Here is a 25,174-nt window from a genome sequence, read left to right as displayed (position 1 = left end):
GATTTTGCCCTACGGTCATTTCTGTAGGGCATTTGCTTTGCATTTCAGATTGGATTTCTGAAATGATAGAAATGGAGGGGATATACATGAAAATCGTAGCGATTGAGCCAACACCAAGTCCAAATAACATGAAAGTCATCGTCGATGAAAATTTCTCGGAAAAAGGGCAGACTTTTGAGCATGCATTTGGAGCACCAGAACACATACAGCGATTGCTTGAAATTCCAGGTGTTAAATTCGTCTATCAGGTCAGTGACTTTTTGTCGATCGAACGTTATCCGAAATATGATTGGCGTTCGCTTGTCATCGATATACGACGTGCATTTGGAGAAACATTAAATGATGTAGAACAGCACGAGACGGATGCTGAGTATGAACCTGTCCATCTATTCGTTCAGTTCATTTTAGGCGTGCCAATGCAAATCAAAGGTGTGAAGGGATTAGAAGAAAAACGGGAAGGATTGTCAGAACGTTTCCGAGAAGCGGCGTTATTCGTCCAACCATTCGTCCAAAACGTCATCAGTGACAGACGATGGGTGGAACAAGCACCTCGATACGGTGATCTTGATGAGAGTTTGCGCGAAGTAGCACATGAGATTGAGATTGCTTATCCAATCGAACGTTTGGAGCGTCTTAAGTCGCTCGCAGCAGGAGAAGATATTATGTTCAGTGGGCAAGCGATTCAGTCGAACGATTGGAAAGAACGATTTGCGGCACTTGATGAATTACCTGTTGAGATGGAATGGGTTCCGGCGTATGCCCGATTATTACAGGATGAGAAGATGCAAATTCGTCGTCAAGCGATTGTGAAGCTCGGGATGTTCGAGGATCATCGGGAAGAGTTGTTAGAGTATTTGACAAGTGCGCTGCACGATCCGTCGGGTATCGTTCGTCGGACAGCCGGTGATACGATTTCGGATTGGGCGATGCCTGAAGCTGAACCGATGATGATGGAAGCGTTGACGGATAAAAATAAATTAGTACGCTGGCGTGCTGCTCGGTTCTTATTTGATGTAGGAACGGAACAGTCGATTCCGAGATTACGTGAAGCAAGTCGGGATCGCGAGTATGAAGTAGCCCTACAGGCGGAACTTGCTTTAACCCGGATTGAAAGTGGGGAAGAAGCACTAGGGACGGTCTGGCAGCAAATGAATCGATTGATTGATGAAAGTTCATAAGAACTCGAAAAAATACTGTATCGAGCAATCATTCGACAAAATGAGTCATCAATTATCTAGGTATATTTTCCCTGTTTCTCAATAACGATGGTAAAAAAATCAAATTTGTGTTGTCATCTTTTTGAAACCAAAATGAAATGTGTTGGGAATGCTCGTTAAAAAGCTTGCATGTAGCAATTAAATAGATAATTCCAAAATATTCCTTCTTTGATTGAAATATTGTTTTGAAATGAAATGTCGAATGACAATTCTCTTCTTTTTTTAGCTCTTTGGTACAGTAAACCTACAATAACGAATTCGAAACATGTAGGTCATCTCTTGACTGAACATATGAATGAGAAAAGGGGAGAATCGGGGATATGTTACTTTTCGCTGAAACAGATTTAGCAGTAGGATACAAAGAACGAACAGCAATGGGGGTATACGTGACGATCGAGACAGTTGACAGTCGGACAATTACGTTAGTCGCACCAGCTAACGCTGCTGAAGATATTTGTGATGAATTGTTTGCGACAGGACTTGAGCAATTGTTTTCATTTAATATGAATCCATCGACTTTACCTGTAGCATAAGCAAATTAACGCGCGAAAGAGGAGAATCCTCTTTCGCTTTTTTTTTGTGATAAAATTGATTTAGATTAAGGAGGGATGAGATGAAACGTCTCTTTTTCGTTCTACTTTCTCTGACTATTTGTCTTGCGGGGTGCCAGGAAAAGAAACAACAGGCAACCAAAACGATGAACGAACCGATTCAGATTGCAGTCAAGATGACAGAACAAGATGACATGATTCAATTAAACATTTTGTTAACGAATCCGAATGATCATAGTGTAAACGTGACGTATCCATCCTCACAACGTTTCCAGGCTCAATTAATTGATGCCAATCAACACGTAACGTATGATTTTGAGAAAGAGCAAGTGTTCACACAAGCTATTGAAAAGGATACATTTACGAAAGGTGAAATCAAACGCTACACAGTGGAAGTACCAATCCGGGACTCAGGCGATAGTACAGAAGTACGTGTTGCAACCATTCGCCAGTTCAAGGGAGCAAATGAAAAACAAACGACGGATCGTCAAAAGCTTAATTCAAATTGATGAACAATACGATATGAAGGAGTGAAGAGATTCATGCAGCAAGAAATCATTCAAGTAACAGGCGTAAAACCTGTCATTGACCCAGCACAAGAAGTAAGTAAACGTGTATCGTTCTTAAAGGCATACTTAAAACATACAGGGGCTAAAGGATTTGTTTTAGGTATCTCTGGAGGACAAGATTCATCGCTCGCGGGGCGTCTATGCCAACTAGCCGTTGAAGAACTACGAAAAGAAGAAGGGAAAGATGTCGCATTTTACGCGGTCCGCTTACCTTACGGAGAACAGCAGGACGAAGCAGATGCACAAACGGCATTGACGTTCATTCAACCGGATCATTCACTCCGTGTAAATATCAAACCAGCGGTCGAAGCATCGATGCAAGCGTTCGAAGAAGCTACAGGCGCAGAACTTTCCGACTTTAGTAAAGGAAATACGAAAGCGCGTGAACGAATGAAAAGCCAGTATGATTTAGCCGCTCATTATGGATGTCTCGTCGTTGGAACGGATCATGCAGCCGAATTCGTGACAGGATTCTATACGAAACATGGTGATGGTGCTTGTGATTTAACGCCATTAACAGGTTTGAATAAACGCCAAGGAAAGCAACTCTTACGTTATCTAAATGCACCAGAGGTTTTAATTGAAAAAATTCCGACGGCAGATCTTGAAGAAAACCGTCCGGCATTACCAGACGAAGTAGCGCTTGGTATGACCTACGAAGAAATTGATGATTACTTGGAAGGCAAAACGATTTCAGCAACTAGCCAAGAGAAGTTAGAAACGCAGTATAAACGTGTTGGGCATAAGCATCATATGCCAGTCTCGCCACTCGACGACTGGTGGAAAGCATAATCGTGAATAAGAAGACGTGATTTCATGTTTGAAATCATGTCTTTTTTTTCATCTTCTTCGATTTCTCTTTGACTGTTATGGGAAAAGAATAGAAATGATTGTTGAGGAGGCGAAGGTATGACGATTGGTATCATAGGTGGGGGATTATCCGGGTTAACTGCAGCGGCATTATTCGCAAAACAAGGAGAAGCAGTCATGCTCTTTGATGCTGGATTACTCGGAGGACGTGCTACCTCTCAAACCGTAAAAGGATATACGTTTAATTACGGCGCTCATGCTATATATGGACGCGATCAATCCATTCTTCGAAAATTAACGAAACAACTCGGAATCGAAGTGACATGGCTTGATTTTTCGGCGAGTCGTGCGAAATATGAGTTTTCAGGTCATTTGACGGCTGTACCTGCGAACGCCTGGGGATTGTTGAAAACGGAGGTCATCGAAGGAACGAACAAGGTCCGGTTTACATGGGAAATCATTAAAACGATTTTACGGGTGGAACGAGGCGATCCGCAACAATCAATCGGACAATGGTTAAAAATAGAACAAGTCGATGAACAAGTCGCGCAGTTGATGCTTGATTTGGCATCGACGAACTTTTTTACGGCGGAACCGGAGAAGATTCCTTCAGACGTTTACTTCGAGTATTATCAAAAACTTTTTCGGACACGTAAGCCTGTCTCCTATATTGAGGGAGGGTGGCAAGGATTAGTGCAGGAGCTAGAACGAATCATATTAGAAAATCAGGGATCAATCCTGAAGAAAACGAAAATAACAGCAGTTGAGTCGACTACGTCAGGATTTCTGATTCGAGATCGAAAAAAGCAGGAATGGACCGTAGAACGAATCATCTTTGCCATACCGCCACGCGAAATCCTAAAAATGGCGACACCGCCTACAATACAACAATTCGTTACACCATATGCTAGTCATGAACCGGTAGAAGTATTCGTGTATGATCTTGGACTACAGCCTTATATTCAAACACCTTATTCCTATATCTATGACCGAGCGCATCGTGCTTTCATCACGGATTTATCGCATTATGATACAAGTCTTGCACCGAAAAATGGTCAAGTGCTTCAAGCGATCGCCTATCTCGAGCACGATCGTTTAGAAGATCCGGGTTACATTGAACATGTTCGATCTGGAATCGAACAGATGCTAGACCTTCATTTCGCAGACTGGCGTAAGCGTATCGTCGCAGAAAGAACGATCAAACGGGCAGTCGTTCAAGAAATCAAATGGAAGATGGGACAAACTCCTCTTTCGACGCAGCTTCCTGACCATGCGGACGTTGCATTCGTCGGAGATTGGTGTGAAGGGACAGGGCAACTCTCAGAGTTAGCATTTTCAAGCGCAGTGAGCGTCTTCAATCGATGGACATGATACTAAACGATACAAATAAGGAGAAGCGCAATCGGCTTCTCCTTACTTTTAGTCCTTTAAAGATGTTACTTCTTACGCTTCGTTGTTTGAACGTGCTGGATAGAACGCTAAAATCAATAGCAATGTAAAGGCGATGAGACTCATCATCGGGATTGTCAAGAAACCAAAGTAGTTGACCCATTTGATGAGGCATCCGCTCGTACATAATGCTTCCCCATCGGGTAAACGCTCAAGGATGACATGGTATAAGGCGACGCCAAAACCGGCTAGCACATATAGGCGAACGAATAGAGGATCAATCGTTTTCGATCGGAACAGCGAGATAAGCAAATAAAAGGCTGTCGTATACATGAATAGCCGTTGCCACCAACAGAGTGGACAAGGGATGAACCCGCGAATTTCACTGAAATAGAGACTGCCGAGCGTTGCAATCGTTGAGATGATGAACATAAAATGATAGCGTGTCATATGTATCGTCCTTTCTAACGTGTTAAACTAATGCCATCTTATATCATGAGGAGTCGAATCTCACATTGCAAGTGTCTGAAATGGAAATGTTGATCACTTTATCGGAAGAATTAAATATGAGGCGGGCCGCTGAACGATTATTCGTTTCGCAACCTGCGCTTAGTCAACGTCTTGTTGCGATCGAGAGACGTTGGGGAACAAAACTATTCATCCGTTCATCGCGTGGCTTAAGTATCACACCTCAAGGAGAAAAAGTGATTGGTCTCGCGAAAGAGATGAATCGAAAAGAACTCGAACTAAAAAGTGAATTGACGGCAGAAGAAGGTGCCGTCTATGGGACACTTCGGATTGCAGTCGCCTCCATCATGGGTCAGTACTGGCTCCCGCGTGTCTTGAAGCGATTCGTTGAACGCTACCCGCATGTTCGCGTTCAGCTCGTCACAGGATGGTCCAGTGAGATGATGCGTCATATGTTAGAAGAGCACTTTCATATCGGTATCATTCGTGGAAATCCAGATTGGAAAGGTGTCAAAGAGCGCCTGTTCTCAGATCCGCTCTATCTCGTCGATAGTGAACTGACGTCGATCGAGCAGTTGCGCGTAACAGATCGACCATTCATTCAGTTCAAGAGTGATTCGACTTACTATCAAGAAATTTTAGAATGGTGGCAAGATCGGTTCGCAAGTCCACCATCTCGGACACTTGTCGTCGATCAAATCGAGACATGCAAACAGATGGCGCTACATGGGATTGGTTTTGCAATCCTGCCTGAGTCGACGATTCAGCACTCGAATGAAGTTATGCAACTTCCGTTGAAGACCTCATCCGGAAAAGTACTAAAGCGAGATACGTGGATCTTGTCTACGGAATCGATGCTTGAATTAAAACAAGTCCAAGCATTTTGGGACATCGTAAAAGAAGAAGGAGGAAGTCAGTCAGATGGAATACGCCATTGAAATGCGGCGCGCGCTTCATAAAATACCAGAACCAGGGTTCAAGGAATTTAAGACGCAAGCTTTTATATTGGAACAAATTCGTGCCTATCCACCAGATCGTGTCACGTATGATACGTTTGAAACAGGTGTGTTCGTCCGAGTGAAAGGATTGACCGGAAACCGGACGATCGGTTACCGAGCAGATATTGATGGATTACCGATCGAAGAAGCAACAGGGCTTCCGTTTTGCTCAGAACATCCAGGCTTCATGCATGCCTGTGGTCATGATATGCATACGTCGATTGCGTTAGGATTGATACAACGAATCGTTGAGTTACCTGTCATGGATGATGTCGTCTTTTTATTCCAACCAGCGGAAGAAGGACCGGGCGGGGCGGAACCGATGATTAAAAGTCCGTTGTTTGAAAAATACCATCCAAGTGAGATGTATGGTCTACATGTCGCACCGGAATATCCAGTCGGTACGATTGCCAGTCGTCCCGGTGTCTTATTCGCGAGTGCTCGAGAAGTTCATATTACGATTTATGGTCAAAGTGGTCATGCGGCGTTTCCTCACTTGACGATTGATACCGTTGTTGCTCAAGCCGCTCTCATCATGCAACTACAAACGATCGTCAGCCGATCGATCAATCCGATGAACTGCAGTGTCATCACGATTGGAAAGGTCGATGCTGGAATTCGGGAAAACGTCATTGCCGGTAGAGCGGTTCTTGACGGAACGATGCGTGCACTCAATGGAGAAGACATGGAAAAACTTGAACGACGCGTTCGTGATATCATTCGTGGAATCGAAGCTTCGTTTGGGGTCAAGATCGATTTACAATTCGGAAATCGGTATTACGAAGTCGTCAATGACCGGCAAATCGTCGATAAATTTTCGTCATTCGTCAAGATGAATGCGAACTATATTGAGTGTGACGCGGCAATGACAGGAGAAGACTTTGGTTTCATGCTTAAGGAAATTCCAGGGATGATGTTTTGGCTTGGGGTTGATAATCCGACCTCTGGATTACATCAACCAACATTAAACCCGGACGAATCGGCCATACCGTTCGTGATCGATTTATTGGATCATTATTTCCGAGAGTATGTTTAAAAAGTTTTATGAAATAATGAAGGATATCGTGCTTTCCCTTTCGAAATCAAGAATGGGAAAGCTTTTTATATATGTAAGAATAGGAGTTTTCGAACATTTTGTGAAAAAAATCACGTGCACATGTGAACAATTTGTTACATCAAACATTATAAACAGACATAAAGGGTTATGTTCTCTATGATACGGTTATAGACCATATAGAGAAGTATGTTTTAGGAAGAGGGGGCTATATACATGTTCAATGATCCCGTAGTGCTCAGTCGATTGTTGACAGGGCTCACATTAGCGTTTCACATTATATTCGCGACGATCGGCGTCGGGGTACCACTCATGGTACTTGCAGCTGAATTCATCGGTCTGAAACGAAAAGATCCGGATTATATCTTATTAGCAAGACGATGGACACGTGGATACGTCGTCACCGTAGCAGTCGGTGTCGTAACAGGGACGGCAATCGGGTTGCAATTATCACTACTTTGGCCGTCACTCATGCAAGTGGCAGGTCAAACAATCGCACTACCACTATTCATGGAAACATTCGCATTCTTCTTTGAAGCGATTTTCCTCGGTATTTACCTGTACACATGGGATCGCTTCAAAAACCCATGGTTACACTGGTTGATTGGGATTCCAGTCGTCATCGGTGCGACAGCATCAGCGTTCTTCATTACGACGGTCAACTCTTTCATGAACTCACCAGAAGGGTTTAAGATCGTCAACGGGACACTCACACAAATCGAACCGTTAAAAGCAATGTTCAATACGGCAACACCGACGAAGGCGACACACGTCATCGTGTCAGCTTACTTGACAGTCGCCTTCATCTTGGCGGCAATCGCTGCATTCCATCTGCTTCGGAAAAAAACACTTTCAGCAGCGGAAACGGCGTATCATAAAAAAGCACTTCGCTTAACGGTCATGGCTGGATTAATTTTCGCCTTCTCGACTGCACTTGTCGGGGACTTCTCAGGGAAATACTTGGCGAAATACCAACCAGAGAAATTAGCAGCAGCGGAATGGCACTTTGATACGACAAGTGAAGCAGAATTGATTTTTGGTGGGATACTTGATCAGCAAGAAGACGGTAGCTATGAAATCAAGGGAGCCGTTAAAATCCCATATGCACTCTCAATTCTTGCAGGTGGGGCACCTGATACAGAAGTCATTGGCTTAAATGAGTTCGCAAAAGAAGATCAGGCACCACTAATCGTTCACTATTTCTTCGATATCATGGTCTCGATTGGTATGTATTTAGCTGCTATTTCTGCCTTGTTCATCTTGGCATTCCGTCTCAAAAAATTGAATCCGTATAATAAGTGGATTCTAAGAGGTATTTTCATCGGTGGACCTCTAGCGATGGTTTCAATTGAAGCAGGTTGGATGTATGCCGAAATTGGACGTCAGCCTTGGACGCTTTACGGTATCATGCGGACAGCAGATGCAGCGACGACGTCAACGGCTGTTGGTCCGATGTTGATTTTATTCAGTGCCTTGTACTTGATGCTCGGTACGATTTGTACAGTCGTATTATTACGGATGTTCAAGAAAAACCCGGTTGGAAAAGAACTTCAAGAACTTGCTGAGAATCACCACGCTCGTGGGGAAGCAATGTTCGTGGATGATAACAAGTAAGGAGGGAACGATTTGGACGTTCAAACACTAGGAATTACGGTCCTTTGGACTTTCCTGTACGGATATCTCATCGTTGCCTCAATTGACTTCGGTGCTGGATTTTACGCCTTTTATTCAAAATATACGAAGCGGGATCACTTGACGAATCGATTGATTCTTCGTTATCTCTCACCAGTGTGGGAGGTAACGAACGTCTTCTTCGTATTCTTCTTCGTCGGACTAGTCGGGTTCTTCCCGGATACCGCTTACTATTTCGGTACGGCACTACTCGTGCCAGCCTCAATCGTTCTTGTGTTGATTGCGATTCGTGGTAGCTTCTATGCATTCGCCAATTATGGATCAAACAACAGCATGTTCTATACGTTCTTATATGGAGCAACTGGTTTATTGATTCCGGCAGCGATGTCAACGACACTGACGATTAGTCAAGGCGGATTCATTCGCAAAACGAATGAAACGGTCGAATTTTTAGGAACAAAATTATTCTCGAACTTTTACTCTTGGTCGGTCGTAGCACTTGCGATCGTATCAGTCCTTTACATCAGTGCGATGTTCCTTTTATTCTACGCAGATAAAGCGAAGGATGAAGGGGCTACGCCATTGATTCGTAAATGGGCGCTCTTCTGGAGTGGACCAACGATTCTTGTCTGTGCACTCGTCTTCTTCGGATTGAAAAATCAAGCGGCATGGCACTATGAAAATATTTTAAACGGCAACTGGTGGTGGTTCGCTGCTAGTTTCATCTTCTTCCTCATTGCTGTGACACTTGTCTACATGAAGAAGAATTACGGAATTGCCTTCGTTGCGGTCATGCTACAGTATGGAGTGGCGTGGTTCGGTTACGGTTATACGCACTTACCGTATATCTTGTATCCATATATCGATATCAACAAAGCGGTTGTTAACGAAACGATGGCTTCCGCACTCGTCGTCGTCTTCATCTTCGGACTCTTACTCTTGATTCCGGCGTTGTACTTGATCTTACGACTCTTCTTGTTCGATAACGATTATGTACGTGGAAAATCATCAAAATAATGGATGAATAAACGCCTCTGCGATTCGCAGAGGCGTTTATAGTATTTTTAAAATGAATCGGGTACACTACTAAGGAAGAGCGATTGTGAAGGAGAGTTGTGAAAATGAATGGAGAGTTTGCAGTAATTGGACTAGGGCGTTTTGGTGGCTCCATCGTCCGGGAACTATCAAAAAATGGTTACGATGTCTTAGCGATTGATTCAGATGAAGAGCGAGTCAATGAATTCATGGGAATTGCGACGCATTCTGTCATTGCGGATACGACAGATGAGAACGTCCTAAAGAGCTTAGGAATCCGGAACTTCGATCATGTCATCGTCGCCATTGGGGAAAATATTCAAGCTTCAATTTTGACGACGTTGATTTTAAAAGAACTCGGAGTACAATCAATTACCGTCAAAGCAACGAACGACTACCACGAAAAAGTATTACGGAAAATCGGAGCGGATTTCATCGTTCACCCAGAACGTGATATGGGGGTCCGAATTGCAAATGGTTTAATGAGTTCAAATATTCTTGATTATCTCGACTTATCTCAAGAATTTTCGATCGTCGAGATTAAAGTCAGTGATCGGATGGCAAAACAAACATTGATTGATCTTGATCTACGGAGCAAATATGGTGCGAACGTCGTCGCTATTAAACGTGGCGAAAACGTCATGATCTCTTTGCAAGCAGATGAAGTCATTGAAAAAGGTGATTACCTTGTCGTCATTGGCGAAAACGAGGATCTCGATCGTTTAGAGCGCGCGATTCATAAAGTGAAGAACTAAAAAAAGCTGAGGCATGCCTCAGCTTTACAACTATCTGTTAAATGAGTTGAAATTCTTTTAATCCGTGTGCGATACCGTCTTCAAGGATGGATTTCGTAACATAGTCAGCAGCAGCTTTCGTTTGTGGAAGCCCGTTGCCCATCGCGATACCAGTTCCGACGTAACGGAGCATCTCTAGATCGTTGAGAGCATCACCGAATGCAAAGGTATCCTCACGACGAATGTTCGTCAACTTCAGAAATTGTTTGATGCCTTCTGCTTTCGAAGACCCGACATTGATGACATCCATTGCATGTTGATGCCAACGAATGAAATCGAAGGCGTCATATCGTTTGACGTAATCTGCTTCTTCTTCTGCCGTACAGTAGACGAGTGTTTGGAAAACATCCTGGGATAAGAATGCTTCTTCATCGTGAATTGGTAATGGCATATCAAGGTCACCGAGCGAATCAACGACATGAAAATCATTCGATTTCGTCGTGAAGCCCTTTGTTTCACCTAGGTAGACGAGTGTATGCCCGTTTTCCTTTGCTTGTTGCGTCAATTGTGTCAAATCGGCTTTAGGTTGCGGACGCTTATAGATGATTTCATTTTGATGAACGACGATTTGCCCGTTATAGCCGATGATCGTATCGATGTTGAGCAGTTCACGAATTCCGGATAACATCGCAGGTCCGCGGCCGGTTGCAAGTGCTACATAGACACCGTTTTCTTGAAGTTGGCGAATTGCCTGTTTTGTTGATTCTGGAACAAAATGACCATCATGCAATAAGGTTCCGTCGATATCGAAAAAGACGACTTTCTGATTTGCCATGGTTTCACCTTCTCTTTTTATTTGGTCGAAGTGACCTATTCATGAGAAAGTATAGCATAACCAAAAGCGTGTTGCCGGAAGGGAACATGCGGAATAAGGATGAAAAATAGTCCATGTATCGTGTATACTGTACTAAGGACAAAAAACAATGTACTGATAAGGAGTTGCTAGGCATGATTTTTAAAGTATTTTACCAACCGCTTCGTTCGGAAGCACCTGTTCGTGAACGGACAGAAACAATGTATGTAGAAGGGGAAAGCATTCGTGACGTGCGATCAACGATTGACCACCTCAAAGATATCAACATCGAGTTCATCCGCGAAGTTAGTGGAGAATTTTTGACATACGAACAACAACATCCTGATTTCAAGGTTGCGACATTCGAATGAAGTTCGTCAAAAACCATCAAGCCGCCGTCTTCGCACTCGGTGGACTCGGGGAAATCGGAAAGAACACATATGTCGTTCAATTCCAAGATGAGATCATCGTCATTGACGCGGGTGTCATGTTCCCCGAAGATGAATTACTCGGAATCGACTATGTCATTCCAGATTACACTTATTTGATCAAGAACAAGGATAAGGTCAAAGGAGTCTTCATCACTCACGGTCATGAAGACCACATTGGCGGTCTTCCTTTCTTGCTTAAACAAGTGAACTTACCGATTTACGCAGGAAAGATCGCGATGGGTCTCATCAAGGTGAAACTAGAAGAGCACGGTTTGCTTCGTAACGCGGAACTGCATGAAATCGATGAGGATTCGATTATCAAGTTCCGGAAGACAAGCATCTCGTTCTTCCGTACGACACACTCGATTCCGAATTCGTTCGGTGTCGTCGTTAAAACGCCACAAGGGAACATCGTTCATACGGGGGATTTCAAGTTCGATTTCACACCAGTTGGAGAACCAGCTGATTTAGCGAAAATGGCTGAACTCGGTAAAGAAGGCGTATTGTGTCTTCTATCGGACTCAACGAATGCAGAAGTGGAAGGGTTTACGATGAGTGAACGCGTCGTCGGTGAAACGATCTCAGACATCTTCCGCAAAGCAGAAGGACGGATCATCTTCGCGACATTCGCGTCGAATATCTATCGTTTACAACAAGTCGTCAATGCTTCTGTTGAAGCAGGACGTAAAATCGTCGTCTTCGGACGTAGTATGGACAAGGTCATGATGATTGGTCAAGAACTTGATTTCATCAAAGCGCCGAAGGGTACGATCATCGAGCCAAACGAGATGAAACGTTATAAATCAAACGAATTGACGATCCTTTGTACCGGTTCGCAAGGTGAACCGATGGCAGCACTTAGCCGCATTGCAAACGGAACACACCGTCAAATCTCAATCATTCCAGATGATCTTGTCATCTTCTCTTCGTCACCGATTCCAGGGAACGTCGTTTCTGTCGGGAAGACGATCAACCAGCTGTATAAAGCTGGAGCGGATGTCATGTACGGTAAACTAAATGATATTCATACATCGGGTCACGGTAGTCAACAAGAGCAACTGCTCATGTTACGTCTATTGAATCCAAAGTATTTCATGCCGATTCACGGGGAATACCGGATGCTGAAAAAACATATGTCGCTTGCGATGGATGCTGGTGTACCGGAAGAAAACTGTTTCGTCATGGATAACGGTGAAGTATTAGCATTAGATGCGAACGCTGCTGCTATCACTGGTAAGATTCAAGCAAATGCCGTCTATGTTGATGGAAAAGGGATTGGGGATATCGGAAACATCGTCTTGCGCGATCGTCGTATTCTCTCGGAAGAAGGGCTCGTCGTCGTCGTCGTTACCCTCGACTCGAAGACGAATCGTCTTGTCTCAGGACCAGATATCATCTCGCGTGGTTTCGTCTACATGCGTGAATCAGGTAATCTGATTAAAGATGCTGAGCGTCTACTCAAGCGTTCGCTTGATCAATCACTTGCGAACCGCAACACGAAATGGACAGACATCAAACAAGTCATCAATGATACGCTCACACCGTATTTAACAGAAAAGACACAGCGCCATCCGATGGTCATGCCGATCATCATGGAAGTATAATAAAAAAACTCGTTTCCGCTTTGGAAACGAGTTTTTTTATTACGTAGCAGGACCATATTCCTTAAATGGCTCTTTTTTATCAATTCGATCGTAAAACATGACGCCATCTAAATGGTCATATTCATGCTGACAGACGATTGCTTTCATCCCTTTTAAACGTAATTTTACAGGATTTCCGTTATGATCGATGCCAGTTAGGGTAATACGCATATAGCGCGGTACATGTCCTTCTACTTCACGGTCGACGGACAAACATCCTTCGCCGCCAGTTAAATAGGTCTGCTCGACGGAATGACTGATGATTTTTGGGTTATAGATACCAAATTCCAACAAATCATCACCATCCGGTAAGCGGATCGCGAACATGCGCTTGTTGACACCGATTTGTGGCGCGGCAAGTCCGATACCACTTCTTAAATCGTATTTCTTCGCAATTTCATCATCTTGACTGTTGGCGAGGAACTCGCGCATGAGTCGCATCGTTTCCTTATCCTCATCGCTGAGAGGGAAGGTCACTTCTACTGACCGTTCGTGAAGAGTCGGAACGTCTTCACGTACGATTTCATTCATGGTAATCATGAACAACACTCCTTTCGTCTACAAAAAGTATAGCATAGGAAAGTGGGGAATGATGACAACTAACACAGTAGGAAATTATCGAATGATACAGAAGATGGAATATTCTTGTTTTGTGATTGAATTCACAATATAAAGAGCGAAAAAAATAAAACATTTCCTTTGATTTTAAGGTGTTACAGATTTATACTTGTAACGTAATGAACAAGACACTACAACGTGTCGATTCATGATAATACAGTTTACTCAACTGAATAGGTACACAGACACATGTTCAAAGGATAGTCACACGGGACTTCGTTTTTTGGACACTATTGTTATGTGGGCAAATCAGTCAGAGGAATATTTCGCTGAACGCAGTGAAAGGATGAGGTGAAAAGATGAACGTAAACATGTTTAAAAACGTGGAAGAAAACTTTGAAACGTTCCGCATTCTTGACGAGAAAGGTGAAGTCGTCAATAAAGACGCTATGCCAGATCTCTCGGATGAAGAGCTTACGGAATTAATGCGCCGTCTCGTATACACACGTATCTGGGACCAACGTGCAATCTCACTTAACCGTCAAGGACGTCTTGGTTTCTATGCTCCAGTAGCTGGACAAGAAGCGTCAATGATCGGTACGCAATTCGCTTTGGATAAAGATGACTGGATTCTTCCTGGATACCGTGATATTCCACAAATGGTCTTCCATGGCTTCCCACTTTACAAAGCATTCTTGTTCTCACGCGGTCACATCACAGGTGGTAAGATTCCTGAAGGTGTTAACGTCTTAATGCCACAAATCATCATCGGTGCGCAGATCGTTCAAGCGGCTGGTGTTGCTCTCGGTCTTAAGAAAAGCGGTAAAGAACAAGTTGCGATCACTTACACAGGTGATGGTGGTTCTTCACAAGGGGACTTCTATGAAGGAATGAACTTCGCTGGAGCTTTCAAAGCACCTGCTATCTTCGTCGTTCAAAACAACCGTTTCGCAATCTCGACACCAGTCGAAAAGCAATCAATGGCGAAAACAATCGCTCAAAAAGCTGTTGCTGCTGGTATCAACGGTATCCAAGTCGACGGTATGGACGTTCTCGCTGTATACGCAGCTACGAAACAAGCTCGTGTTGAAGCACTTAACGGTGTTCCAACATTGATCGAAACATTGACTTACCGTTACGGACCACACACACTCGCTGGTGATGATCCAACACGATACCGTACAAAAGACATGGATGATGAGTACCAAGCACAAGATCCACTCGTCCGTTTCCGTGCTTTCATGGAAACAAAAGGTCTTTGGAACGAAGATAAAGAGAATGAAGTCATCGAGCAAGCAAAAGCTGACGTGAAGGAAGCACTTGCACAAGCTGACAAAGAACCAAAACAAAAAGTTACAGATTTCATCAACGTGATGGCTGAAAAGCTTCCACAAAACCTGCAAGAGCAGCTTGATGAGTATACAGCAAAGGAGTCGAAATAACCCATGGCACAAATGACGATGATCCAAGCGATCACTGACGCAATGCGCGTCGAGATGAAACGCGACGAACAAGTTCTCTTGTTCGGTGAAGACGTCGGTAAAAACGGTGGGGTATTCCGTGCGACAGAAGGTCTTCAAGATGAGCTCGGCGAAGACCGCGTCTTCGATACACCACTTGCGGAATCAGGTATTGGTGGTCTTGCTGTCGGATTCAGTCTGACAGGATTCCGTCCAATCATGGAAATCCAATTCTTCGGATTCGTATTCGAAGTATTCGATTCAGTCGCAGCACAACTTGCGCGTCTCCGTTACCGTTCAGGCGGCACTTACAGTGCACCTGTTACAATCCGTTCACCATTCGGTGGCGGTGTAAAAACACCGGAACTTCACGCAGATAACCTTGAAGGACTCATGGCTCAGTCACCAGGACTTAAAGTTGTCATTCCTTCAACACCATACGATGCAAAAGGTCTCTTGATCGCATCAATCCGTGACAACGATCCAGTCGTCTTCCTCGAGCACATGAAACTCTACCGTTCATTCCGCGGTGAAGTGCCAGAGGGCGATTACACGATCGAACTCGGAAAAGCTGATGTAAAACGTGAAGGTACAGATGTCACAATCGTCACTTACGGTGCGATGGTACACGCTTCACTTAAAGCAGCGGAAGAGCTCGAAAAAGAAAACATCAGCGTTGAAATCATCGATTTGATGACAATCAGCCCGATCGACATCGATACGATTCTTGCTTCTGTCAAGAAAACAAACCGTGTCGTCGTCGTTCAAGAAGCACAAAAACAAGCGGGTATCGCTGCAATGGTTGCAACTGAAATCCAAGAGCGCGCAATCCTTGACCTCGAAGCACCGATTCTTCGTGTTGCTGCACCAGATACAATCTTCCCATTCGCACAAGGTGAAGACGTCTGGATCCCAGATCACAAAGATATCGTTGAGAAAGTCAAAACTGTCTACAATTTCTAAGAGCATTTCGGAAAATAAGGAGAGGGTTCTATTCTCTCCTTGCTTCCGTTTTTACAGATAACAATCGACTAGAAGAGTGAACTAAAAGGAGGCATATTCAAATGGGTTTATTTGAATTCAAATTGCCGGATATCGGTGAGGGTATTCATGAAGGTGAAATCGTAAAGTGGTTCGTAAAAGCGGGCGACACTGTCAAGGAAGACGACGTTCTTCTTGAAGTACAAAACGATAAAGCAGTCGTTGAAATCCCATCACCAGTTGATGGTACTGTCAAAGAAGTAAAAGTTGACGAAGGTGTCGTAGCTGTCGTTGGCGACGTCCTCATCACATTCGAAGTCGAAGGCGAAGGTTCTGCTCCTTCTGAAGAAGCAGAGCAACCAAAAGCTGAAGACAACGCTAAAGACGTTCAAGATACGGATCAAAAAGTGGAAGACAAACCAAATGAGGTTCAAATCCATAAATCAGAACGCGTTATCGCAATGCCTTCTGTCCGTAAATATGCACGTGAAAAAGGTATCGACATCCGTGAAGTCCAAGGTTCTGGAGACAACGGTCGTGTCGTTAAAGAAGACATCGATGCATTCGCAAACGGTGGTCAAACTTCTGAAGCACCAGCAACAGAAGAAAAAGCACCAGCTGCAGCTTCTGCACCAAAAACAGAAGTTAAGCCTTACGTTGCTGCTCAACCTGAACTTGAAACACGCGAGAAAATCAAAGGAATCCGTAAAGCGATTTCGAAAGCAATGGTTAACTCGAAACATACAGCTCCACACGTAACACTCATGGACGAAGTCGATGTGACGAACCTCGTAGCACTCCGTAAAAACTTCAAAGAAGTTGCGGCTGCTCAAGGTACGAAATTGACTTACCTTCCATTCGTCGTAAAAGCATTGACTGCTGCTGCTAAAAAATACCCAGCAATCAACGCATCAATCGACGATGTAAACGAAGAAATCGTCTACAAAAACTACTTCAACATCGGTATCGCTGCAGATACAGACAACGGTCTTGTCGTACCAGTCGTTAAAGATGCAGATCGCAAATCGATCTTCTCACTCGCTGACGACATCAACGACCTTGCTGGTAAAGCACGCGAAGGTAAACTTTCTGGCGACGAGATGAAAGGTGGATCAATCACGATCACTAACATCGGTTCTGCTGGCGGTCAATGGTTCACACCAGTCATCAACCACCCGGAAGTTGCAATTTTAGGTATCGGCCGTATCGCTGAAAAAGCAGTCGTTAAAAACGGCGAAATCGTTGCTGCACCAGTTCTTGCACTTTCATTCAGCTTCGACCACCGTCTCATCGATGGTGCAACTGCACAAAATGCGCTTAACTTAGTTAAACGCCTATTGAACGACCCACAACTTCTCATCATGGAGGGATAAGCAATGGTAGTAGGTGAATTCGCACAAGAAACAGATTTACTCGTAATCGGGGCTGGCCCTGGTGGTTACGTTGCTGCAATCCGCGGCGCGCAACTCGGTATGAAAGTAACAATCGTTGAACGTGAAAACGTCGGCGGTGTCTGCTTAAACGTTGGATGTATCCCGTCAAAAGCCTTGATCACTGCAGGACATAACTTCCAGCATGCTAAAGGTTCAAGCGACATGGGGATCACTTCTGAGAATGCAACTGTCGATTTCTCGAAAGTTCAAACTTGGAAACAATCAGTCGTCAACAAATTGACTGGCGGCGTTAGTGGTCTTCTTAAAGGGAACAAAGTCGAGACTGTCGTTGGAGAAGCATACTTCCAATCAGAAGACACAGTTCGTATCATCAACGAAGATTCTTCGACTCCTTATAAATTCAAGAAATGTATCATCGCGACAGGTTCGACTCCAATTGAACTTCCAGCTTTCAAATGGTCAAAACGTGTTCTTTCTTCAACAGGCGCATTGAACCTTCCTGAAATCCCGAAAAAACTCATCGTCATCGGTGGCGGATACATCGGGATGGAGCTTGGTACAGCGTATGCGAACTTCGATACAGAAGTCGTCATTCTTGAAGGAACAAAAGATATCCTTTCTGGATTTGAGCCTGCTATGACGCAAGTCGTTAAGAAAAAGCTCAAACAAAAAGGTAACATCACAATCCACAACGAAGCACTTGCTCAAAGTGTGGAAGAGTCGGAAGACGGCGTAAAAGTAACATTCGAAGTTAACGGTGAAGCACAAACAGTTGAAGCGGACTACGTCCTCGTCACTGTTGGTCGTCGCCCGAACACAAACGATCTTGGTCTTGAAATGGCAGAAGTCAAAGTCAGCGACCGCGGTCTTGTTGAAATCGATGATCAGTGTCGTACTTCGAACGAAAACATCTACGCAATCGGTGATATCGTTCCAGGACCACCACTTGCACACAAAGCTTCATTCGAAGCTAAAATTGCTGCTGAAGCAGCTGCAGGACATCCTGCATACCTCGACTACAGTGCGATTCCAGCGGTCGTCTTCACAGACCCAGAACTCGCTACAGTCGGTTACACGGAAGCACAAGCGAAAGAAGAAGGACTCGACTATGTCGCGTCTAAATTCCCTTACGCTGCGAATGGTCGTGCACTTGCACTCAATGAGCCAGACGGCTTCTTGAAAATGATCACTCGTAAATCAGATGGTCTCTTGATCGGCGCGCAAATCGCTGGTACAGGCGCATCTGATATGATCGCTGAAATGGGACTCGCAATCGAGTCTGGTATGACTGCTGAAGATATCGCACTCACAATCCACGCGCACCCATCACTCGGTGAAATCGCAATGGAAACTGCTGAAGTTGCAATCGGTAGCCCAATCCACATCATTAAATAATTCCGAAACACCTTATTCACGGGGAGCCGACCGTGAATAAGGTGTTTTTTTGTTTGGTCTTGATTTAAAAAAGGAAAAGGAAGAGTAAAAATCGGAGAGGGTGGACGCACATGGAATCCGTGACTGCCTTAGAAGAGCTCTATTACGTATCGGAGATGGATAAGGTACGCTTTGTCGGCTGGACGACAGCACTAGCCCGCTATGATTTTGCTGTCGTCTGTACAGGACAATTTTTTGGGAAAGTGCTTGTCGTCAGTTTAACCGGTGGTCAGTCAGCGTTACTCGATCAACAGGATGTGTTAAATGGAGAAGTCTTAGTACGTACGTTTGCGATTGAACGAGAAGATGTTGAAGCGATTGGTGAAGCACTAGCGGCATTCATTCCTTGTTCACCAAATGATGAGTATGCCGAATAAAAGGACTCAATCAAAAAAACAGCAATCCTCAGGTTTAAGGATTGCTGTTTTTGCGTACTTAACGAATCGCATTCGATTGTTGAATGACTTTAATTGTCTTGAGTGAATGATCCTCAAGGCCTTGAACCGGAAGACCCGCTTCAATATTTTCTTTAATATAAGCCAGGTTATCTGTCGTAATCATCTCACCCGGGATGAAGATTGGAATACCAGGTGGATACACCATCATGAATTCAGCTGAAATCCGTCCGACTGCATCCACTAAAGGAATCGTTTCTGTTTCTTCATAGAATGCATCACGCGGGCTAAGGGCAAGTGCCGGGATGTCTGGAAGAACGATCGAGTGATCGACTGTCTTAGCACCATTATTTTGATAACGTGCAACGAGTAACGACATAGCGTGCAGGAACGCATCAATTGTCTCTTCCGAATCACCAGACGTAATGATAACAAGGATGTTATTCAAATCAGAGAGCTCGACTTCAATGCGGTGCTCATCGCGTAAGAATTCCTCAACGAGATGACCAGAAATGCCGAGTCCTTTAACGGAAACGAGGACTTTCGTTGGATCAAAGGCAAATGTCGCACTCGAGTGAAGATCGGATTCGCCGAAGACAGCGAGATAAGGAAGCTTCGCTAATCCGAAACGCATCCGTGTAGCGAGTTCAAGCGCTCGACGATTCATCGCCTCACCGTTAATCGCGAGATGACGCCGTGCGCAGTCAAGAGATGCGAGCAATAGGTAAGAAGTTGATGTCGTCGTCAACATCGATAACACCGCTTGGACTTTATCCGGAGAGACAAGACCACGACGGACATTTAAAACAGAACTTCCTGTCAGTGATCCACCGAGTTTATGAACACTTGTTGCGGCAAGATCGGCGCCAGCTTGCATCGCAGAGAGCGGCATATCTTCGTGGAACGCGATATGAACGCCGTGTGCTTCGTCGACGAGTACCGGAATACCTTTGCTATGGGATAGCTTGACGATGCTCTCTAAGTCACCAGCAACGCCGAAGTAAGTCGGGTTAATGACGAGGACGGCTTTCGTGTCCGGGTGAAGAGCAAGAGCACGTTCTACTGCGCTTGGTGTGATGCCGTGAGCGATACCAAACGTCTCATCAAACTCAGGGTGAATGAAAATCGGATGCGCACCAGAAAGAACGATAGCTGACATCACCGATTTATGAACGTTCCGAGGAACGAGAATTTTATCGTCAGGTCCGACGACACTCATGATCATCGCCATGATTGCTGTTGATGTTCCTTGTACGGAAAAGAATGTTTCGTCGGCCTGGAAGGCTTGTGCTGCCAATTGATGAGCTTCCTTGATGATTGCCTTTGGATGATGGAGATCATCAAGGGGAGCGATATTGATTAAATCGATATCGAGCGCATTCTGACCGATGAACGATCGAAAGGCTGGATCCATTCCTTGACCATTTTTATGACCGGGAATATGAAATTGAATTGGTTGACGTTTCGCATGCGCAAGTAGCGCATCGAATAAAGGTGTATCGAGCTGTGTTAAGCTTTTTGTTTGCACCAGATTTCCCCCCTTAAAACCGAATAAAAATACAATCAAACAAGCTAACTATAACAAGTTTTCGGATGGTTGCAACTGTTTTATGCTTCTTTTCCGTGTAAAATAGAAAAGTGCAGAAAGGAAGTGGGAATGATGGCATTGAATTATCCGCTTAATTCCGATTGGTCAACTGAAGAAATCGTAAAAGTCATCGACTTCTTTAATTTAGTCGAGCAAGCCTATGAGACAGGTGTTGAACGCCAACGATTACTCGAAGCCTATCGTGAATTTAAACAAATCGTTACCTCGAAGTCCGAGGAGAAACAGTGGGATCAGTTTTATATGGAAGAGACGGGATGCTCGAGTTATCGGACAATGCAACAGGCAAAACGTCAAGAAGAGCCGCTCGTTCGGATGAAAAAATAACTGAATGAAGTAGATAGGACTCCTACGCGATCGTGTAGGAGTCCTTCTTTGATTCGACTGGAAATGTGCGGGAAATGATCAACATTTGTTTAAAGTGGAAAGGAAGCGGCTATATACTACATACAAGACGTTGTCCTTACAAATATGTGAAACTGTATTTTTTAAAATTAGATGCTTTACATCTAACTTGAATCGTACTATTATAGATTCAATCCACTAATAAGTCGCAATTGTCTGACAAATTAAACCTCTGTTTATCCCGCGAAGGAGTGTGGTTACTGTGAAACAAGTGATAGAAGCATACAAAAGAAAAGATGCAGAAAAACGCATTCCTGTGTTGCGTCTTGAAATCGATTATGAGCTTGCTACATTGCATGATGCCATGGTGGCAAGTGACGCAGAAGCTGTTGGTGCAAGTAAAGAGCGCCTCGAAAAATATCGCCAAGAGATGGTACGTCTTGAAGCTTGATTTCAACGTCCTTGTCTCTACCTTATAACAAAATATCAATACTTCAACCAGCGAATCGTTCGCTGGTTTTCTTTTTTTGTTACTATAGAAGAAGCTGGAAACGATGATGAAGGAGTGAAGTACGATGCAAATCGAGTTGGATGCGATAGATTTGATTAAGCGCGCAGGGAAGTACATTCGCGAAAAGATTGATGTGTCGTATCACATTGAACAAAAAACGGGGAAAAGTGATTTAGTAACGGAAATTGATCAAGCGGTCGAAGATTTGTTGATTCGAGGTATTCTTGATCGATATCCAGATCATCACATTTATGGAGAAGAAGGTCGGGTCGTTCGACCGGATACACTTGAAGGAACGATCTGGTTCGTTGATCCGATTGATGGAACGATGAATTTCATCCGTCAAAAACGAATGTTCGCCATCTCGATTGCCATTATGATAGAAGGAGAATTGCGGTACGGATTCGTTTACGATGTCATGGCAGACGAGATGTTCCATGTCATCAAAGGGCAAGGGGCTTATCAAAACGGAATTCGATTACCACAACTGACAGAGCGAAGTGTGAAAGAAGCAATCATTTGTATGAATGCGACATGGGTCACACCGAACCGTCGAATCAACACAGATCGTCTCGCACCGCTCGTACGACACGCAGTAGGGGTGAGAGCAATCGGTGCAGCTTCACTTGAACTCGCATGGACTGCTGCCGGTAGAGTAGATGGGTATATTACGATGCGTAACATGCCTTGGGATTACGCAGCCGGTCAATTGTTGATTGAAGAGGTTGGTGGGCGTGTCGGTACGATCACAGGTGAATCGATGTCATTTCTCGAACAAACGAGTGTATTAGCAGGGAGCCATACATTCGTAGAGGATGTATTGACGTTCGTTCAAACACAAGAGGATTGAAAAAAGGTTTCTTTCGTCTTGAACGAAAGAAACCTTTTTGCTCATGCTTGTTTTCGTAAACGTGCCTTTAAAACGAATCCGGCACCCATCGCAACAATCATCAAGATGACAGAGGCGATCGTCATCGGTACGTTTTGTTCTGCGATGAAGATGCCGATGGCTGCCATGGATCCTACGGCAAGCATGGCGAGTAATAAAAATAGCAGACGCATGTTCTTTTCCCCCTCTACCCGTGAGTACGTTAACAGTGTAGCGTGAATGAAGCGTAATGAAAAGGCTTTCGGAGTGATGTCGAATCTTAGTCATTGCCAATTAGGACTCTACCTGTGCTATACTCTTAAAGTTGACCGAAAGTATGATAAGATTTATTTAAATGAATAGAAAGAGGTACACACCTATGACAACATTAGTACGAAATGATTTACGCAACGTTGCGATTATCGCCCACGTTGACCATGGTAAAACAACTTTAGTCGATGAACTTTTGAAACAGTCTGGTACGTTCCGTACGAACGAACAAGTCGAAGAACGCGCAATGGACTCAAATGACATCGAGCGGGAACGTGGAATCACGATTCTTGCGAAAAACACTGCAATTGACTACAAGAACACACGCATCAACATCGTTGATACGCCAGGACACGCCGATTTCGGTGGAGAAGTTGAGCGAATCATGCGTATGGTTGATGGCGTTATCCTCGTTGTCGATGCACGTGAAGGCTGTATGCCACAAACACGTTTCGTTTTGAAAAAAGCGCTCGAGCAAGGACTTCAACCAATCGTCGTCGTCAACAAAATTGACAAACCGATGGTCCGTCCTCTTGAAGTCGTCGACGAAGTCGTTGATCTCTTGATCGACCTCGGAGCTGACGAAGATCAACTCGAATTCCCAGTCGTTTATGCATCGGCAGTCAACGGCTCAAGTTCATTTGAACCTGAATTAGAGAAACAAGAAGATACAATCACAAACGTTCTTGATTTAATTCTTGAGCACACACCAGCACCTGTCGATAACACAATGGAGCCGCTTCAGTTCCAAGTGACGATGCTTGATTATGATAACTACCTCGGACGGATCGGTGTCGGTCGTGTCTTCCGTGGGGAAATCAAAGTTGGCGATAGCGTTTCGCTTTCGAAACTTGATGGTTCAACGAAAAACTTCCGCGTTACGAAGTTGTTCGGTTACTTCGGTCTTAAACGTGTCGAAATCGAAACTGCAAAAGCAGGAGACTTGATCGCGATCGCTGGTATGGAAGACATCAACGTCGGTGAGACGGTTTGCCCGACTTCACACGTTGATCCACTCCCACTATTACGTATCGATGAGCCAACGCTTCAAATGACATTCATCGTCAACAACTCGCCATTCGCTGGTCGTGAAGGGGATCTCGTTACTTCACGTAAAATCGAAGAGCGTCTTGAAAAAGAACTCGAAACAGACGTTTCACTCCGTATCGAAAATACGGATTCACCGGACCGCTGGATCGTATCTGGTCGTGGGGAACTTCACCTGGGGATCTTGATCGAAAACATGCGCCGTGAAGGATACGAAATTCAAGTATCGAAACCGCAAGTAATCATCAAAGAAGAAGAAGGCGTCAAAGTCGAGCCATTCGAGCGCGTCGTCATCGATACACCGGAAGAGTACACAGGTTCTGTCATGGAATCGATCGGTCTCCGTAAAGGTGAATTGACGAACATGCAAACTATGGACAACGGTCAAACGAAAATGGAATTCATCGTTCCTTCACGTGGTTTGATCGGTTACCGTAACGAATTCCTTTCTGCTACACGCGGATACGGAATCATGAATCACACATTCGAAGAATACCGTCCGTTCATCCAAGCGGATATCGGTGGTCGTCGTAGTGGAGTTATGGTTTCGATCGAAACAGGTAAAGCAACTGCTTACGCGATTTCAGCTCTTGAAGACCGCGGAACAATCTTCATCGAGCCTGGTCTTGAAGTATACGAAGGTATGATCATCGGCGAATGTAACCGTGATGTCGATCTCGCTGTCAATGTCGTTAAAGCAAAACAATTAACGAACATGCGTGCATCTGCAAAAGATTCAACGAACGTTCTTAAACGTCCACGTGTCTTCTCACTTGAAGAGTCGTTGACATTCTTGAACGAAGATGAGTACTGTGAAATCACACCACAATCGGTTCGTCTCCGTAAACAAGTCTTGAACAAGAACGAACGTGAAAAGCAAGAAAAACGTCGTCGTCTAGGTAAAGATTAAGTCTTGAACGA

26 protein-coding genes are annotated in these 25,174 nt (G+C 44.3%); 21 read left to right on the top strand and 5 right to left on the bottom strand.

The window, feature by feature from the left end:
- The first annotated feature begins 86 nt into the window (after window positions 1–86).
- From ADM98_RS13140 to ADM98_RS13120, 5 genes are all read left to right on the top strand, one after another.
- The gene (locus ADM98_RS13140) at window positions 87–1,178 is read left to right on the top strand and encodes a conserved virulence factor C family protein (protein ID WP_053453895.1); all 1,092 of its coding nucleotides are present in this window, start codon (window positions 87–89) and stop codon (window positions 1,176–1,178) included.
- 359 nt (window positions 1,179–1,537) lie between these two features.
- A complete protein-coding gene (locus ADM98_RS13135; protein ID WP_053453894.1) occupies window positions 1,538–1,750 on the top strand; it encodes a hypothetical protein in 213 nt (70 codons plus the stop codon).
- Window positions 1,751–1,830: 80 nt separating this feature from the next.
- A complete protein-coding gene (locus ADM98_RS13130) occupies window positions 1,831–2,277 on the top strand; it encodes a BsuPI-related putative proteinase inhibitor (RefSeq protein WP_053453893.1) in 447 nt (148 codons plus the stop codon).
- Window positions 2,278–2,310: 33 nt separating this feature from the next.
- Window positions 2,311–3,129, top strand: a complete 819-nt coding sequence (nadE, locus tag ADM98_RS13125) for an ammonia-dependent NAD(+) synthetase (protein ID WP_053453892.1) — start codon at window positions 2,311–2,313, stop codon at window positions 3,127–3,129.
- A gap of 117 nt (window positions 3,130–3,246) precedes the next feature.
- Window positions 3,247–4,518, top strand: coding sequence for an FAD-dependent oxidoreductase (locus tag ADM98_RS13120; protein WP_053453891.1), 1,272 nt, complete (start codon window positions 3,247–3,249; stop codon window positions 4,516–4,518).
- Window positions 4,519–4,590: 72 nt separating this feature from the next.
- Here ADM98_RS13120 and ADM98_RS13115 read toward each other — a convergent pair whose 3' ends face one another.
- Window positions 4,591–4,986 (bottom strand): disulfide bond formation protein B, encoded by a 396-nt coding sequence (locus ADM98_RS13115; RefSeq protein WP_023468862.1) that lies wholly within the window; start codon window positions 4,984–4,986, stop codon window positions 4,591–4,593.
- 65 nt (window positions 4,987–5,051) lie between these two features.
- Here ADM98_RS13115 and ADM98_RS13110 point away from each other — a divergent pair, with 65 nt between their 5' ends.
- From ADM98_RS13110 to ADM98_RS13090, 5 genes are all read left to right on the top strand, one after another.
- Window positions 5,052–5,942 (top strand): LysR family transcriptional regulator, encoded by an 891-nt coding sequence (locus ADM98_RS13110; RefSeq protein ID WP_053453890.1) that lies wholly within the window; start codon window positions 5,052–5,054, stop codon window positions 5,940–5,942.
- A complete protein-coding gene (locus tag ADM98_RS13105) occupies window positions 5,926–7,038 on the top strand; it encodes an N-acetyldiaminopimelate deacetylase (protein WP_053453889.1) in 1,113 nt (370 codons plus the stop codon). Before ADM98_RS13110 ends, ADM98_RS13105 begins: the two co-directional genes overlap by 17 nt.
- A 234-nt stretch (window positions 7,039–7,272) precedes the next feature.
- Window positions 7,273–8,670 carry a cytochrome ubiquinol oxidase subunit I gene (locus tag ADM98_RS13100; RefSeq protein ID WP_053453888.1) on the top strand — a complete coding sequence of 466 codons (1,398 nt, stop codon included), beginning with the start codon at window positions 7,273–7,275 and terminating at the stop codon, window positions 8,668–8,670.
- A gap of 12 nt (window positions 8,671–8,682) precedes the next feature.
- Complete coding sequence (locus tag ADM98_RS13095) at window positions 8,683–9,705, top strand: cytochrome d ubiquinol oxidase subunit II (RefSeq protein WP_053453887.1); 1,023 nt, start codon at window positions 8,683–8,685, stop codon at window positions 9,703–9,705.
- 104 nt (window positions 9,706–9,809) lie between these two features.
- A complete protein-coding gene (locus ADM98_RS13090; RefSeq protein ID WP_035406684.1) occupies window positions 9,810–10,478 on the top strand; it encodes a potassium channel family protein in 669 nt (222 codons plus the stop codon).
- Window positions 10,479–10,515: 37 nt separating this feature from the next.
- On the opposite strand, the gene ADM98_RS13085 is transcribed toward ADM98_RS13090, so the two are convergent.
- Window positions 10,516–11,292, bottom strand: coding sequence for a Cof-type HAD-IIB family hydrolase (locus ADM98_RS13085; RefSeq protein ID WP_053453886.1), 777 nt, complete (start codon window positions 11,290–11,292; stop codon window positions 10,516–10,518).
- 173 nt (window positions 11,293–11,465) lie between these two features.
- Between ADM98_RS13085 and ADM98_RS13080 the strand changes: the two genes are divergently transcribed.
- A complete protein-coding gene (locus ADM98_RS13080) occupies window positions 11,466–11,681 on the top strand; it encodes a DNA-dependent RNA polymerase subunit epsilon (protein ID WP_023468855.1) in 216 nt (71 codons plus the stop codon).
- A complete protein-coding gene (gene rnjA / locus ADM98_RS13075; protein WP_035406688.1) occupies window positions 11,678–13,345 on the top strand; it encodes a ribonuclease J1 in 1,668 nt (555 codons plus the stop codon). The genes ADM98_RS13080 and rnjA overlap by 4 nt, the downstream gene beginning before the upstream one ends.
- Before the next feature lie 39 nt (window positions 13,346–13,384).
- On the opposite strand, the gene def is transcribed toward rnjA, so the two are convergent.
- The gene (def, locus tag ADM98_RS13070) at window positions 13,385–13,924 is read right to left on the bottom strand and encodes a peptide deformylase (RefSeq protein ID WP_053453885.1); all 540 of its coding nucleotides are present in this window, start codon (window positions 13,922–13,924) and stop codon (window positions 13,385–13,387) included.
- A gap of 377 nt (window positions 13,925–14,301) precedes the next feature.
- Here def and pdhA point away from each other — a divergent pair, with 377 nt between their 5' ends.
- From pdhA to ADM98_RS13045, 5 genes are all read left to right on the top strand, one after another.
- Window positions 14,302–15,384, top strand: a complete 1,083-nt coding sequence (gene pdhA / locus ADM98_RS13065; protein ID WP_053453884.1) for a pyruvate dehydrogenase (acetyl-transferring) E1 component subunit alpha — start codon at window positions 14,302–14,304, stop codon at window positions 15,382–15,384.
- Between the two features lie 3 nt (window positions 15,385–15,387).
- Window positions 15,388–16,365 (top strand): alpha-ketoacid dehydrogenase subunit beta, encoded by a 978-nt coding sequence (locus tag ADM98_RS13060; RefSeq protein ID WP_023468851.1) that lies wholly within the window; start codon window positions 15,388–15,390, stop codon window positions 16,363–16,365.
- 101 nt (window positions 16,366–16,466) lie between these two features.
- Window positions 16,467–17,756: a dihydrolipoamide acetyltransferase family protein gene (locus tag ADM98_RS13055; protein WP_053453883.1), complete on the top strand. Its 1,290-nt coding sequence runs from the start codon at window positions 16,467–16,469 to the stop codon at window positions 17,754–17,756.
- Window positions 17,757–17,759: 3 nt separating this feature from the next.
- Window positions 17,760–19,172 carry a dihydrolipoyl dehydrogenase gene (lpdA, locus tag ADM98_RS13050; protein ID WP_053453882.1) on the top strand — a complete coding sequence of 471 codons (1,413 nt, stop codon included), beginning with the start codon at window positions 17,760–17,762 and terminating at the stop codon, window positions 19,170–19,172.
- 110 nt (window positions 19,173–19,282) lie between these two features.
- Entirely contained in the window at window positions 19,283–19,588 is a 306-nt protein-coding gene (locus ADM98_RS13045) for an SAV0927 family protein (RefSeq protein ID WP_053453881.1), read from the top strand.
- Between the two features lie 58 nt (window positions 19,589–19,646).
- Here ADM98_RS13045 and ADM98_RS13040 read toward each other — a convergent pair whose 3' ends face one another.
- Window positions 19,647–21,134, bottom strand: coding sequence for an aminotransferase class I/II-fold pyridoxal phosphate-dependent enzyme (locus ADM98_RS13040; protein WP_053453880.1), 1,488 nt, complete (start codon window positions 21,132–21,134; stop codon window positions 19,647–19,649).
- A gap of 129 nt (window positions 21,135–21,263) precedes the next feature.
- On the opposite strand from ADM98_RS13040, the gene ADM98_RS13035 reads away from it, so the two are divergent.
- The 3 genes from ADM98_RS13035 to ADM98_RS13025 all read left to right on the top strand — a co-directional run bounded on the left by ADM98_RS13035 (window position 21,264) and on the right by ADM98_RS13025 (window position 22,918).
- Complete coding sequence (locus ADM98_RS13035) at window positions 21,264–21,539, top strand: UPF0223 family protein (protein ID WP_235504897.1); 276 nt, start codon at window positions 21,264–21,266, stop codon at window positions 21,537–21,539.
- Window positions 21,540–21,819: 280 nt separating this feature from the next.
- A complete protein-coding gene (locus tag ADM98_RS13030; protein WP_023468845.1) occupies window positions 21,820–22,008 on the top strand; it encodes a hypothetical protein in 189 nt (62 codons plus the stop codon).
- Window positions 22,009–22,132: 124 nt separating this feature from the next.
- On the top strand, window positions 22,133–22,918 hold the full coding sequence (locus tag ADM98_RS13025; RefSeq protein WP_053453878.1) for an inositol monophosphatase family protein: 786 nt from the start codon (window positions 22,133–22,135) through the stop codon (window positions 22,916–22,918).
- Window positions 22,919–22,959: 41 nt separating this feature from the next.
- On the opposite strand, the gene ADM98_RS17400 is transcribed toward ADM98_RS13025, so the two are convergent.
- Complete coding sequence (locus ADM98_RS17400) at window positions 22,960–23,130, bottom strand: DUF5325 family protein (protein WP_023468843.1); 171 nt, start codon at window positions 23,128–23,130, stop codon at window positions 22,960–22,962.
- A gap of 185 nt (window positions 23,131–23,315) precedes the next feature.
- Between ADM98_RS17400 and typA the strand changes: the two genes are divergently transcribed.
- Window positions 23,316–25,163, top strand: a complete 1,848-nt coding sequence (gene typA, locus ADM98_RS13020) for a translational GTPase TypA (RefSeq protein ID WP_053453877.1) — start codon at window positions 23,316–23,318, stop codon at window positions 25,161–25,163.
- The last annotated feature ends 11 nt before the right edge of the window (window positions 25,164–25,174 follow it).

It is taken from the genome of Exiguobacterium sp. BMC-KP (assembly GCF_001275385.1).
In the GTDB taxonomy this organism is placed as follows: Bacteria; Bacillota; Bacilli; order Exiguobacteriales; family Exiguobacteriaceae; genus Exiguobacterium_A.
Note: the sequence above shows the minus strand (reverse complement) of the source record. Positions and strands in the feature narration are given on the sequence as shown.